Source organism: Paenibacillus sp. PDC88 (genome assembly GCF_900106725.1).
In the GTDB taxonomy this organism is placed as follows: domain Bacteria; phylum Bacillota; class Bacilli; order Paenibacillales; family Paenibacillaceae; genus Paenibacillus; species Paenibacillus shunpengii.
In genome coordinates, this window is record NZ_FNNT01000001.1 from 649,672 (window position 1) to 663,603 (window position 13,932).

13 protein-coding genes are annotated in these 13,932 nt (G+C 45.2%); 5 read left to right on the forward strand and 8 right to left on the reverse strand.

The window, feature by feature from the left end; translation table 11 throughout:
• Nucleotides 1-45: 45 nt before the first annotated feature.
• A complete protein-coding gene (locus tag BLW49_RS02885) occupies nt 46-1,239 on the reverse strand; it encodes an ornithine--oxo-acid transaminase (RefSeq protein WP_090723069.1) in 1,194 nt (397 codons plus the stop codon).
• Nucleotides 1,240-1,386: 147 nt separating this feature from the next.
• Here BLW49_RS02885 and BLW49_RS02890 point away from each other — a divergent pair, with 147 nt between their 5' ends.
• Nucleotides 1,387-2,787: a hypothetical protein gene (locus BLW49_RS02890; protein WP_090723070.1), complete on the forward strand. Its 1,401-nt coding sequence runs from the start codon at nt 1,387-1,389 to the stop codon at nt 2,785-2,787.
• A 121-nt stretch (nt 2,788-2,908) separates the two neighbouring features.
• Here BLW49_RS02890 and BLW49_RS02895 read toward each other — a convergent pair whose 3' ends face one another.
• The 4 genes from BLW49_RS02895 to BLW49_RS02910 form a co-directional block, all read right to left on the reverse strand.
• The gene (locus tag BLW49_RS02895; RefSeq protein WP_177178623.1) at nt 2,909-3,562 is read right to left on the reverse strand and encodes a DUF1796 family putative cysteine peptidase; all 654 of its coding nucleotides are present in this window, start codon (nt 3,560-3,562) and stop codon (nt 2,909-2,911) included.
• Between the two features lie 131 nt (nt 3,563-3,693).
• Entirely contained in the window at nt 3,694-3,891 is a 198-nt protein-coding gene (locus BLW49_RS02900; protein ID WP_076311311.1) for a YwbE family protein, read from the reverse strand.
• Between the two features lie 44 nt (nt 3,892-3,935).
• Entirely contained in the window at nt 3,936-4,694 is a 759-nt protein-coding gene (locus BLW49_RS02905) for a polysaccharide deacetylase family protein (RefSeq protein ID WP_090723073.1), read from the reverse strand.
• Nucleotides 4,695-4,776: 82 nt separating this feature from the next.
• Complete coding sequence (locus BLW49_RS02910; RefSeq protein ID WP_090723075.1) at nt 4,777-6,780, reverse strand: Na+/H+ antiporter; 2,004 nt, start codon at nt 6,778-6,780, stop codon at nt 4,777-4,779.
• Between the two features lie 127 nt (nt 6,781-6,907).
• Between BLW49_RS02910 and BLW49_RS02915 the strand changes: the two genes are divergently transcribed.
• Nucleotides 6,908-7,207: a hypothetical protein gene (locus tag BLW49_RS02915; protein ID WP_076311313.1), complete on the forward strand. Its 300-nt coding sequence runs from the start codon at nt 6,908-6,910 to the stop codon at nt 7,205-7,207.
• Nucleotides 7,208-7,267: 60 nt separating this feature from the next.
• On the opposite strand, the gene BLW49_RS02920 is transcribed toward BLW49_RS02915, so the two are convergent.
• A complete protein-coding gene (locus tag BLW49_RS02920; protein WP_076311314.1) occupies nt 7,268-7,726 on the reverse strand; it encodes a MarR family winged helix-turn-helix transcriptional regulator in 459 nt (152 codons plus the stop codon).
• A 211-nt stretch (nt 7,727-7,937) separates the two neighbouring features.
• Here BLW49_RS02920 and BLW49_RS02925 point away from each other — a divergent pair, with 211 nt between their 5' ends.
• Nucleotides 7,938-9,032, forward strand: a complete 1,095-nt coding sequence (locus BLW49_RS02925; protein WP_090723076.1) for an FAD-dependent monooxygenase — start codon at nt 7,938-7,940, stop codon at nt 9,030-9,032.
• 94 nt (nt 9,033-9,126) lie between these two features.
• Here BLW49_RS02925 and murB read toward each other — a convergent pair whose 3' ends face one another.
• Nucleotides 9,127-10,158, reverse strand: coding sequence for a UDP-N-acetylmuramate dehydrogenase (gene murB, locus BLW49_RS02930; protein WP_256209554.1), 1,032 nt, complete (start codon nt 10,156-10,158; stop codon nt 9,127-9,129).
• 109 nt (nt 10,159-10,267) lie between these two features.
• The gene (locus BLW49_RS02935; RefSeq protein ID WP_090723810.1) at nt 10,268-10,717 is read right to left on the reverse strand and encodes a hypothetical protein; all 450 of its coding nucleotides are present in this window, start codon (nt 10,715-10,717) and stop codon (nt 10,268-10,270) included.
• Nucleotides 10,718-10,977: 260 nt separating this feature from the next.
• Here BLW49_RS02935 and BLW49_RS02940 point away from each other — a divergent pair, with 260 nt between their 5' ends.
• Both BLW49_RS02940 and BLW49_RS02945 read left to right on the forward strand, forming a co-directional pair.
• Nucleotides 10,978-12,750: a DEAD/DEAH box helicase gene (locus BLW49_RS02940; RefSeq protein ID WP_076311317.1), complete on the forward strand. Its 1,773-nt coding sequence runs from the start codon at nt 10,978-10,980 to the stop codon at nt 12,748-12,750.
• Entirely contained in the window at nt 12,747-13,709 is a 963-nt protein-coding gene (locus BLW49_RS02945) for a YqhG family protein (RefSeq protein ID WP_076311318.1), read from the forward strand. Before BLW49_RS02940 ends, BLW49_RS02945 begins: the two co-directional genes overlap by 4 nt.
• Nucleotides 13,710-13,932: the final 223 nt, after the last annotated feature.

A 13,932-nucleotide genomic window follows, 5' to 3' on the forward strand; every position in this document is an offset into this window, starting at 1 on the left:
TGCTGTCGTCATGGGTCAAACCATGTCAGTTAACCATCATAAATATTACGTAAACACTTGCTCTATACGCTGGATTGCCCATTCCAGTTCCTGATCCGTAATGATCAGCGGGGGAGCAAACCGAATGACGGTATCATGCGTTTCCTTGCATAGCAATCCTTGCTGCATCATCCGCTCACAATAGGGCCGGGCAGGTGTTCTTAATTCAATTCCAATGAACAGGCCCCTTCCCCTCACCTCTTTAATATCTTTGGAGGTGATCTGCTTCAGTCTGTGAAGCATTCGATTTCCAAGCACAAAAGAACGGTCCGCGAGCTTCTCTTCTTCTGTTACCTTAAGTGCTTCAATAGCAACCCGGCTCGCAAGCGGATTTCCTCCGAAGGTTGAACCATGTGAACCTGGTTCGAATAAGCCAAGAATCGATTCATCCGCCGCTACAGCCGACACAGGCAGCACACCTCCGCCAAGCGCCTTCCCCATAATATAGATATCCGGGACGACCTTTTCCCAGTCGCATGCGAATCTTCGCCCTGTTCTTCCGAATCCGGTCTGTATTTCATCTGCCATGAGAAGAATATTCTTCTCACTGCACAGCTTGCGAACCTCTGTCAAATACCCTTCTGGAGGAATCTGGATTCCAGCTTCCCCTTGAATAGGTTCAACCAAGAACGCAGCCGTATTCTGATGGATGGCAGACGCTAATGCAGTAATGTCACCATAAGGTATGATCCGGAAACCCGGTGTAAATGGTCCAAAGCCTTTTTGATAATAAGGATCGGAGGAAAAGGAAGTGATCGTCGTCGTTCTTCCATGGAAATTCCCTTCACAGACAATAATCTCTGCCTGATTATAAGGAATTCCCTTTGCTTCGTATCCCCAGCGTCTTGCTGCTTTTACAGCCGTTTCGACCGCCTCTGCTCCCGTATTCATCGGTAAGATCATTTGCTTCCCCGTAAGTCCGCTTAATAGCTCCATAAGCTCTGCCAAAGGCGCGTTATAGAACGCCCGGGATGTAAGGGTGACTTCATCGGCTTGCTGTTTTAGAGCAGCAATAATACGGGGGTGACGATGCCCCTGGTTCAATGCGGAATAACCGCTCAGCATATCCATATAGCGATGCCCATCTGGATCTGTTATCCATACACCCTCAGCTTGTTGGATAACGATAGGCAACGGATGATAGTTGTGGGCTCCAAAACGTTCCGTCTTATTCATGATTTCTTGTGAAGAATGCTTCATTAGACTAACCCCTCGTTTCCCTGTGTGCACTCGTTATTTGTGACCTTACATTCTATGCTGTTAGAAAAAGTAGGAGAACACCCGCCTTGGCAGCAGCATACGATACAACACAAGCATACTTGGTATCGTACGAGAGGGTGAAGCATTATGGACATTCATCTATTACCGCTCCATTACGTATATTTATCATTCATTATCTTTATTATGATCTTATTGATACGCAGACGGGATACGAGTGTCATCTGTATTTTGGGTATTATTGCCTTAGGTTTTCTCGCCTCGGACAGCATCGTAACCTCCGTTTCCGGGATCTTCGGGAGCTTCATCTACGCTGCGAAGGAACTGATCAGCACCATATTCATCATTTCGATCGTTGTAGCCATGAGCCGAGTACTCATCCGCACCGGGATCAATGAAATTATGGTAGCACCTTTAACCAAGCTGCTGAGGACACCGGCTCTCGCCTTCTGGGGAATCGGCATTATTATGATGATCGTTTCCTTCTTCTTCTGGCCGTCTCCCGGCGTCGCTCTTATCGGAGCTGTCATGCTTCCCGTAGCGGGAAGAGTCGGCCTTCCGGCGATTGGCACAGCTATGGCCATGAATTTGTTCGGACACGGTATTGCTTTGTCAGGTGATTATGTAATCCAGGGTGCACCTAAATTAACGGCAGACGCTGCCGGAATCCCCGTCTCTGATGTTGTGACCGCCAGTATCCCCCTAGTTATCACGACAGGCCTCGTTGCTACCCTCACAGCCTACATCATGCTCCGCAGAGATATGCGCCGCGGTACCATTACCAAGGAATCAGCCACTTCTCAACCAGCATCACCCTCTGATCTGTCCCCAGCAAATGACATCCAAATTCCTCTTCGGACCAAACGGATTATCGCTTATACCATCCCATTGCTCTTTGTACTTGACCTGGCGGCCATGTACCTTATGAACCTGCAAGGTGGAGATGCAACAGCCCTTATCGGTGGTACAGCTATTGTAATCCTAATCCTGGTTACGATGATTGCCCACCGAAATAAAGGGCTCGAGGAAACGACAGATTATTTGATTAAAGGATTTCAGTTTGGCTTTAAGGTGTTTGGTCCTGTAATCCCCATCGCTGCCTTTTTTTATCTGGGGGACGCGGCTCTCACCGCATTATTTTCTAACCCCCTGCCTGAAGGTTCGCATGGGATCGTGAACGACCTGGGCCTCGCACTCGCACATGTGGTCCCGATAAATGAAGCTGTCAGTGCGATCAGCATGACCATCGTCGGGGCGATAACAGGGATGGATGGATCTGGATTCTCCGGTATATCCCTTGTTGGCTCGATTGCTCAGATGTTCTCTGCATCCATTGGCTCGACTCCTATGCTCACGGCACTTGGTCAGATTGCTGCCATATGGATTGGCGGAGGTACACTGATTCCATGGGCACTGATTCCTGCTGCTGCGATCTGCAACGTCAGCCCATTTGAGCTTGCAAGACGTAATTTAATTCCTGTTATTAGCGGACTGACCGCTGCAACCATTGTTGCGATTCTGCTCATGTAGAAGCTTATAGCTGAATTAACCTCATGTGACGACAAAAAGAGCCGCTTTTGTGCAATGAAGTACTTCTGTCTAATTGACAGCGAGTACTTCATCCTCGTGCACATCACGGCTCTTATTTAATTTAATCGCTAAGTCGATGTCTTAGCCTAATGGACTCGAGAAGCTTATTCCATGCCCCATCAGATCCACGCCAGTCCTTACCCTTTGGAATGGAATACCTGATGCATCCAGAAGGTTCGGCCCAACTGGACACAGGTGCATTCTCATCGGCAAGCGTATCTATAATGATCAGATCAAAGAAATGCTTGACTTGTTTTTTTAGACTATAATACAGTCGATCACCATCATCTTGTCCACCATTGACACGAACAAACAAGAGCCTCTCCCCTGTCTCCCATGCCTGCAGCATTCGCTCCGTCCTCCGACATAGCTTAGACTTGAATTCAGGATATGCCAGTGCCCAATCCGCTTCCTTCTCGGTAATAGGGAAATCATGATAGGACAAAATTCCATATCTTGTGTCGCGCACACAGTAGCAAGTCCTAAATGCACTTATCTTCTCCAGATTGCCTAAGTCCATAAAACCTGCAAACCTGGCGTCTATCAATCTGATGAGCTGATCAATGTTTTTGGATACAAACCAGTCGAGTGGACCTGCTTCCCGGCGAAGCGATAATCTTCTCAGCTGATACGCAGTCTGGCAATTGGATCCAAGACTAAACACGGCATCATATTCCTGTACGTCCATGTCATTAAATTGTTCATCTGTGCCCAAGAGCCGCATTCCCCCTTATATGTCTTTTGGTCATCATTAAATTAGACATATAGCAGTTTATGCTTAAAGACTCCGTCAGGATTGGACGATCCGGTGATCCATTCACTTCTACATCCTGCAGAAATGAGGTATTACGGCTGAATGATATGTTTAACTCTGCCTACTTCTCCACTTTGCAGGCGAACTTTAATACCATGCGGATGATTTGGTGAATTCGTCAAAATATCCTTTACCGTTCCCCTGGTGAGCTTGCCTGTTCTCTGATCCTGCTTTAACACAATATCGACTTCAAGACCTGGCTTGATGTCTGCACGATGATTACCATTCATTTGAGATTCCCCTTCCCTCTCCCTAATGTCACTCATTAAGCGCTTTAAGGAAGCTCCATCACTTCTCTTTGCTTGGCCTCCAGCAGCTCGGATACCGTAACAAATCTGTAACCCTGCTTCATAAGCTCAGGCAAAATATGCTCTAATGCTTCAATCGTCTGACTCTTGCCGTGAACATTATCATGGAATAGCACGATGTCTCCATTTCGAGCATTTCGCAGCACCTTGTTAATAATACGCTGTTTTCCCGGACGGTTCCAATCCCCCGTATCCTGATGCCAAGACCATAGAACGATCGAGTACCCTCTCGCTTGAGCGCTTTTTACCACAACATCATTGTACACTCCTCCAGGAGGCCGAAAAAGCGTGGGTCTGACACCGCCCGCATCCTCAATGGCTTGATCCGCATCTGCAAGCTCCTTAAAATACGAATCCTCATCCTGGATCTGGTCTCCAAAGGTATGATAAAAGGTGTGATTGCCTACCTCATGTCCTTCGGCAATTTCTCTGGCAATCAGCTCTGGTCTTTCTTTCGCCCATTTGCCCAACACAAAAAAAGTCGCTTTTGCTTTATGCTTTTTCAGAATATCCAGAATTTGAGCCGTTTCGTTTCGATCCGGACCATCATCGAAGGTTAACGCAATCAGCTTCTCCTTGATCGGGGCTTCCCAGACGATCTCTCCTCTTGCTTCATAATAGGCACGGTCTTTAACAACAGGAGCTGTGCTGTGGTTCATCATGGGATAAACGAGATGCATGAAGGCTGCTGCTGCCACTGCTATTTTAAATCCGATAAGATTCATCCCATACCTCTTCTAGTACTGTAATCAATTTTTGTCTTATTATCTCTTATGCTCAAGAAATATATAACCCGGTATCCAGCAGCTACTCCTCACGAAGCAGGTGTGATTCCAGCTGATTCACATATTGTCTCAAGATCGCTGCCATGCTTCGGTTAATCATTCCATTTTCAAACATTTCCTGAACTGTATTTCGCTGCTCTTGAACCGCCTTCATGTGAAGCTCCATTTTCTTCTCGTTAAAAGCGTTATCATCCAGCTCACTGCTTCCTTGCTCTAACCTGCTCAGTAGCCGTTCATATTGAGAGATCACCCTGATCGAAGCTGCTCGGTTTGTCTCATTCATATGTGCACGCAGTGCTTCGATTGCTCTCACGCTGGTATGAATCCGCAGATTTCGGGCAGCCTCGGCCCAGTCCTTCATGGGAGCAGCCGCTTCAGATCTTTCTATAGCGAAGAAGCGGGCCACAACTCTGCCGATGCTGCGCAGGGACGACCACAGCTGTGCTTTAAACCGATTGGACATGCGGATCTCCCGTCGATCGAGCACTTTCAAGAAAAACATGCCTGCTTCATCAGACACCATCCCTTTATTCATCAAGTGAATGATTTCTTTCCTCTCTGCCTGGAGTGCTCTCAATCGAACCTCAAGCTCCTGTTTCTGAAGCTCGGTAGCGGTCATTCCGTAACTTCCTGCAGAGTACCGGGACAAACAATGATTCAGCTCCGCTATAACAGATAGTGCAGCCGGCTTGGTATCCTCATCCGCTTCCAATTTGACCGCTTGAATGGATGTATGGAACATTTTGGCTAGAGCCCGTACTTTTAGAACTTCTTTGTCTTCACCTTCTTCTTTTTTGGCGATGATCGGCAATAAGAGGCTCGCCAGAATTAAGGTGAGAAGTATAACACCAGCCGATAAAAAGATAATCAGATCACGCTGAGGAAAAGGGGCTCCATCTGCCAGCACATAAGGGATTGAAAATGCCCCTGCAAGGGTTACGGCGCCTCTAACTCCTGAGACCGTAATCAGCGCCATGTTCCTGAATACCGGTTTGTCTTGCCTGTCCTTTTTCCACTCGAACAGTTCTAAGGCATACACCCACAAGAAACGCAGGACCAAGAGAAGCAGCGTTATGACAAAGACATAGAATAATACATCCATATGATCAAATACCGGATTGTCCCATATTGCACCCAGCACGAGAGGCAGCTGCAGCCCCAAAATAACAAATACTAATCCGTTTAATATGTAGACCATCACAGACCACGTACTCTCGGCCACCACCTGCATCTTGGGCTGAAGTGTTTCAGCTCGATCACGGTCAATCGCATGAATGATCCCTCCAGCCACAACCGCCAGAATTCCGGAAAATTCCAGATGCTCCGCCGTCAAATAAATGATAAATGGAGTTATGATCTGAATCAGCATATGGACCGTTACATCTTCCATTCCCCATCTTCGCAGCAGCATACCGAGCTTGCGGAACAAAAAGGACATCACAGCCCCAATAAAGAGTCCCCCTATTGCAATAACAAAAAAGCTGAACGTCGCTTCCGTCAGGGAGAATATGCCCGTTACTGTAGCTGCAATCGCAAATTTAAAAGCAACGAGACCTGATGCATCATTCATCAGTGCTTCGCCTTCGAGTGTTCGAAGTATATTTTTGGGCAGATGCACGCGCTCCGCCATCGCCCCCACGGCCACTGCATCGGTCGGTGACAGAATAGCCGCAAGAGCAAAGGCTGCCGGTAACGGGATACTTGGGATCAGCATATGTATGCCGTATCCGGCAACAAGTACAGTTAAAAAAACCAGCCCAAGGGCCAATAAGAGAATTGGCTTTCGAAGCTTCCATAATTCTGCTCTTGGTGTTTTGCGGCCGTCATTATATAAGAGAGGTGCAATAAAGAGGACAAAAAATACTTCCGGATTTAAATCCAAATGGACTCCAACGGGAACGAACTCAAATACGCCCCCAAGTGCAATCTGGATCAGCGGAACCGGAATAAATGGAATAAATCGATTCAAGATATTAGATAAGCCAATAATAATCAATAAGATCAAAATCGTAATAAAGACTTCCAAAATGCCATCATTCCCTTCTCGTCACTTAAAGCCTATTGTTCGTATTATGGGGATTGGACATTCACGTCTTTTCTTTTTTAGAGTAAAATACAATTCGTAATCACTCACAGATAAGGATGAAGCTAAAATGGCGTTTGGCATATCACGGCAGGAGCTTGAGAAATGGAAGCATGAGGTGAAATCCGGGAAGCTGGCTTATCTAACCCACTATTGGATTGATCCGCGCTTTCCGGGCATTACAAGTGTCACCAAGGTGGGCTGTTCAGATCTCAAACGATTACGGAGCTGGTGTATCGAACATGGTCTGAATCCAAAATACATTCATCAGCGCAATCCTTTTCCGCATTTCGATCTTTTAGGTCCGAAGCAGAAAGAAATTCTGCAAAAAGAACAGCTCGATGAGCATATTGAAAGATTCCGGCTATAGATACCAGTAATGACAAAGAACCCTTGAGGCTTATGACGCCTCAAGAGTTCAGCCGCTTTGTTATTTCAAGACATCCATCATTCGGAGATCAATCTTCTTCACAATATCCAGGAATTGACTGCGTTCCTCCTGTGTTAACAAGCCAAGCAGCTCCTCATTGAAATGTCTGCGATTGGCACGCAGCGTATCCGCTGTTGATGCTCCCTCTTCCGTTAAAGATAACCAAACGATTCTTCTGTCCTCAGCACTCCGTTCCCGCATGATATAACCATCCGTCTCCAACTGATTAAGCACGATGGTTGTCGCTCCTGACGACAGCTGAAGTCTCTTGGCAATGTCAACTGCCATTAACCGCTCACGAGACAGCATATAAATGATTTGTATTTTCGTTGCATTAAGCTTGTGATTCAGGTCTTTTTGATGCTGGGCATACACTTTATTCTTATAACGCACAAATGTCGTCAGAAAATGATCAAAGGCTTCCAATTCTTGTGCTTGAAGTTCTTCTTCAAGTGACATGATGACTACTCACTTCCTTTTCCCCAATAGTTCTATGCCTATCATATCCTATCTGAGTAGAAATAGAAATTAATCCCCAGTAGAACAATATCCTTTTTTGAGTATATCCTTAAAAGGATTGCCGACTAGACCATTTTAATTTATAGTAGTATAACATAAGTTACTATTAATAAGTCAGTAACTATAATATATTGATATCAGGTGAAAGTTTATGAATATGTACACAGAGGTCTGCATCGTCGGTGCTGGACCGGCTGGAAGCTTTCTTGCTTATTTGCTGGTGAAACAAGGAATATCCGTCATCCTGTTAGAAAGGCAATCCACCATCCATAAGCGGTTTCGCGGCGAACTGATTAATACAGACGGTGAGTCCCTACTTAAAAAGGCGAATGTTTATCAAGAAATTGAGTCCTTGGGACTTCTTCCCCTTCAAACCGTTGAATATTGGCACAGTGGTAATATCATTCATCAAATCGCAGCAACCGATGACGAAGTACACAAAGGAATCCATGTGCCGCAAGACCATTTGTTACAAGCCATTCTTCATAAGGCAGGAGCCTTTCCACATTTGAAGATGTACACTGGTGCGGCCTTCAAGGATTATATTGTAGATTCTGACGATCAAATTATCGGGATTACTGCACAAATTCAAGGGCAAATGACTTCAATCCATTGCCGAATTATCGTAGGCGCAGACGGCAGAGCTTCCCATGTCCGGAACAAGGCAGGGATTGAGCCGGGAATCAAGCTAAGACCATTTGATGTATTATGGGCACGAATCCCTGAGCCCTCAGACTGGATTCCAGCTACACGAATGGCACTCATCGATGAACAGCAGCTCGCTTTGTTCTCGCAAACAGACGGTTACGTACAGATCGGCTGGAATATCGCTCAAGGGAGCTATCCTGAGATACGTAAAGGAAGCTTTGCCCCTTACATCGGTCGACTTACTGCTGCTTTCCCTGCGCTTGCACAGAGTGTATCGGCGAATATACATTCCTGGAGCGACTTCGTGTTACTCCCGGTGTTCAGCAGTTTAAGTGAAACCTGGACCAAGCATAACATTGTGCTGATTGGTGATGCTGCACACACAATGACTCCAACGGGCGCTTTCGGAGTGAATGCAGCGCTTGAAGATGCCTATCAATTATCTGTGCTGCTGCAAGAGCTGGCCTCATCGCAATACTCCTCTTTAGAGATATTAAAGGACTTGGAGGCCAAGCGCTTGAGTAAAGTTATCAGACAGCTTGAATTACAGGTTCAGATGGAAGTCGAATTCCCTGCAAAGATCAAGTCGTTTATGTGAGGCCCTATGAGAATACTTGAAATCGATGTAGGCATAATAAAAAAGCTTGCATGGTCTCAAACAAATTGAGTATCCATGCAAGCTGCACATTCACTTATGATTTGCTGTCCACAATTATAAGCTCTTCCTCTGGCACAAACCCAAAGGCTTCGTTAACGGAATGTTTAATCTGCTCAACCAAGTAGATGATGTCCTTTGCCTTCGCCTTACCTTGGTTTACAATCATATTTCCATGCCAAGCGGATATGGATGCTCCGCCGTAAACTGTCCCTCTCATGTTCAAGCGATCTACAACCTTGCCCATTGGCTCCCCAAAGTCGTAGTTATTCTTGAATACCGAGCCGCAAGAAGGATAGTCAAAGTGAAATTTGCTTCCCCGGTCCTTTACGACATTATCAAACGATTCTGGCACTACTCCGTTATTCTCCTCCGCCCATGTCTTCGCAAGCGTTGTATAATACTTGAAGAAATTGGGCAGCTGTGACGGATTTTTATATTCAACGATCTTCTCAAGTCTGGATATTTCCTTCATTCCTTTGGCAAGTGCCTCATAATCAGGATGTTTTAAGTAGCCGCCGACGATGATCCAGTTATTTTTCATAAAGATCGAATTCTTATAGCTGTAATCACAGGTATCCACATGTATGGATTGTACCTTGAACTCCGGATCGTTCATATCAATGTATAAAGCGGTATCCAGAATATCACAAATTTGCCGGTTGTAATATTTGGCATTCATATAAATTCCCGCGCCCAGTGTACCCGGAAGCAAGAAACAGAAATCATAATCTGAAGTGCCTGAAGATAATCCAATCAAGGCAAGATGCGACATCGGTATGCCTGCAGATACAAACCAGCCTTTATCGTCAATCTTCATTTCTCTCAGCTCTTTCAGGCTGATAAATAACATTTGATCCTTCGGTTCGTCCGGAAATAAAATGTTGGAGCCCATTCCGAATAAGAATGGAGTCAGCTTCTCTTGTCTTGCATATTCCAGAACCGTCTTTAACTCTTCAATGGTTTCAGGGGCGGCCAAGTACTTTGCCTTGCCACCAATCTCATAAGTTGAATAAGATGATAAATTCACATGATGTTGAATTAATGATTCCTGTTTGTGTGTGTTCACGTGTTTCCCTCCTACTTGCTGCACGAACAAATCCTTCATGATGGCTAATCATTATATACAATTATATAGTATGAAGCCATTATGTATACGCGCCTGCCCGAAGTCAAGTTTAAGCACTTTCATATTGAACATCTTGACGATACGCGGCCAGTGATTGCTCTAATATGATGTTGATAAATCCAGGTTCAATATCCTCAATCCATTTCAGTCCGTTCTCCCAAGCATTCTCTTCAATTCGAAGCGCAATTTGCCTGCCTTGTACATCGTCAGCAAGATCTAATTCTCTGCTCAGCGAAGCCAAATAAACATCTGCGGCATGACCTAGTTCATGAGCCAGCACGACCTTGAAATAATCATATACTCGTTCACTCGAGCCAAACAATTGCTGGCACTGCTGTTTAATCACTTCGGTGTACATTGTGATGCAATGAGCATTCAAGCTATATTTTCCACCGATCAGGCGTCCACCGGGGAAGTATGTCTCTATAGTAACGGCAGCACTGCTGCCCGAGCGTAACAATAGTTCTGAAACGATCTGATTTATAGCTGCTTTTTCCAAGTTAAGCATAGCCCCTTTTACCATTTTCGTAGGATGGGAAAACCATTTCATAACATTATAAGATGACATAATGAAAATATGCAATGAAAATTCCACTTTGTTTCAAACAAGCTATCACAAAAAAGGCCCGTCACAGTACGAAGCCACAGCATGATTTCTAGCGTTACCTTGATCTCAGTTATGAATATCCTCTCTTTCGTACATACTATGAAAAGTGCAAATCAGCTAAACATATAACGGGGGAGGCTAGCTTCGTTAAAATGAATAGAAAACAAACTGCAAGTCCATCTCAACAAGCAGCACATTCGCTGCCGATTCCTGTTCACTTTAATCAGAATTGGCTTTCAGAACTCAATACACGCCTTAACAAAGGAGGACCTTGGGGAGATTACCGTCTATTTGAGCTTGCTGTAAAAGCCGAAGAGGTATCGCTGGTCCCCAGCTTCGATGATATCCAATGCCTGAAGCATTTGCACGATCTGACCCCTCTTCCCCATCAAATTGATACTGCGCGCAAAGTACTCTTTGAAATGTCAGGGAGAGCGATTTTGGCAGATGAAGTAGGACTCGGAAAAACGATCGAAGCAGGTCTGATCTTAAAAGAATATATGATTCGGGGACTCGTCTCCAAAGTTCTAATCTTGGTTCCAGCGTCACTCGTACTGCAGTGGGTCAGAGAATTAAATTCCAAATTCGGAATACCTGCCGTTGCCCAAAAGAAAGCGTATTCGTGGCAAAACGATGTTGTCGTTGCGTCGATTGATACGGCCAAGCGAGATCCACATCAAGAGATTCTGTTAAGCAATGATTATGACATGATCATTATTGATGAAGCGCATAAGCTAAAAAACAAAAAAACGTCCAACTATCAGTTCATGCTCAAGTTGCGTAAAAAATACTGTCTGCTCCTAACCGCAACACCGGTACAAAATGACCTTAGTGAGCTGTTCAATTTGATTACACTGCTGAAGCCGGGTCAGCTCGGAAGACAAGGTGACTTCGCAGCCAACTTTGTAGTGGATAAGCGGCTGGCCAAGAACGAGGATCAATTGAAGGACGAGCTCGCCAAAGTCATGATTCGAAACCGCCGTGGTGAAGGTCCTGTTCAGTTTACGAAGCGTAAGGTAACGAATATTAATCTGACACTATCACCTGAGGAGCAAGCACTATATGAAGGTGTAACGTCTTTCGTGAAGGACCAGTTCCATTCCGCGGGTGGGAATTTGAGCAGTATGTTCTCTATGGTCACCCTTCAAAGAGAGGTTTGCAGCAGTCGTGATGCTGTATTCGTCACCCTTGTCAATTTATCTAAAAAATTGCCGCCGGACTCTCCCTGGAGAGATCGAATATGGGATTTGGTAGCCAATATCAAAGCGATCAAGTCTAACACAAAAGCGGAAAAAACAATGGAGCTCATCAAAGAAATGAATGAGAAAGTCATTGTTTTTACCGAGTACCGGGCTACGCAGGAATATCTGCTCAATTACTTCCGTGAACGCGGACTGACGGCTGTACCTTACCGGGGCGGAATGAATCGCGGCAAAAAAGACTGGATGATGGATCTGTTCCGCGGACGGGTGCAGGTTATGATTGCGACAGAGGCTGGCGGCGAAGGCATCAATCTCCAGTTCTGTCACAACATGATCAACTTCGATTTGCCATGGAACCCTATGCGTGTAGAGCAGAGAATCGGCCGGGTACACCGCTTAGGACAGCAGAATGATGTCAAAATTTATAATCTAGCAACGTTAGGAACCATTGAGGAGCATATTCTGAATCTCCTTCACGAAAAAATCAACATGTTCGAAATGGTCATTGGCGGTCTGGATGTCATCCTCGAACGATTTGAGAAGCAGGAATCCTTTGAGAAGAGCCTGACCAAGATCATGCTGGAATCCAGCAGTGATGAAGAGATTCATCATAAAATGCAGTCGCTCTCACAAAACTTAAATTCGATTAAACAGGAAGTTGAACATATGGAGGATACTGCTCCCGTCAAAAAAGCAGTAGGCAAAGGGGGGTTACTGAAGTGACCATGTCCAAAGAAGAGGTTCACTCCTATGTTGTAACTTATCTGGAGGCGATGGAGTGCCAAATCTTAGAAAAGTCCCCTGCTCATGTTACCGTGAAACTGTCCGTTGAAGCAGACAAAGCACTGACGAACCGTCCCTATTATTGGGGATTTGTTGACCGAACCGGTGCCCCTGCAGAAACCATGTCGTTTACATTTATATTTGATGCGGAAGCTCACCTTCAGGCAGAGGAATCAGCCAAAAAGAAGGCTGAGGCTGAGACTGCCAAAGCATCTGGAAAAGTATCAAATGAAGGGAAAGACAGCATCTTGGGTCGTTATTTTGGCCACGTCCCTGCCCTCCCTCAGATTGGTCCAGGAAGAGTGCTGCGCGAGAACATCGCCTATGGAAGCTCGAGACTAAAGCAGATTTTTACGGCATCCCGTGAAGGCGGTGCTTACGTTAACCTGTTTGAGCAATCCTCCAAGCGCCAAATTAGTGCCTCCACCCCCAAATCCTATGAGCCTTGGCTTGGGGTTTGCTTTAAGATTGAGTTTTCCTGTGATATGCGTAAGGAAGAGCTTCATTTTCTTGGTGTATCCCTGATGACGGGAAGAATTGTCGAGAATTTTGGTCAAGTGCTTAGTAAGAAGGAGCTCAGTCCTCGTCTTCCCGAGAATATGCACGCACAAGCATCCAGAATTCCGCTGGCAGCAGCAGGAGAAATGCTGGAGCAGCACATCTATGCGAGATTAAAACTTGTCGATTACAGCTGGGCAGATGCCGCGAAGCAAAGACTTGAGGAAGAGCTGGCTGTTGTTGATATGTATTATGAGGATCTGCTGAAAGAGGAGCAGGAAGAAGAGAAGAAACAGGCTGTACAGGATCAGTACAATACCAGACGCAGTGAGATGATATGGCAATATGAACCCAAGATTCATGTGAATACGATCAGCTGCGGTATTTTTCATCTAAAGTGAATCAATTTCATAATACCTTTGGCTGCTTCAATCAAAATTCACCTCTTTTATGATTTATGAAATTGATTCAAGTGCTGGATTAATTGAATAAATAGGTTATTTCGTCAAAAAAAGTGCTTGTCCGCGTAATTTTATAACACCATACAGCATCCTTTTTATTTCCTTATTATTACAATTAGGTTATGAAAAACGGGTGCTGTTATTTATTCTTCTAACCCGCTTC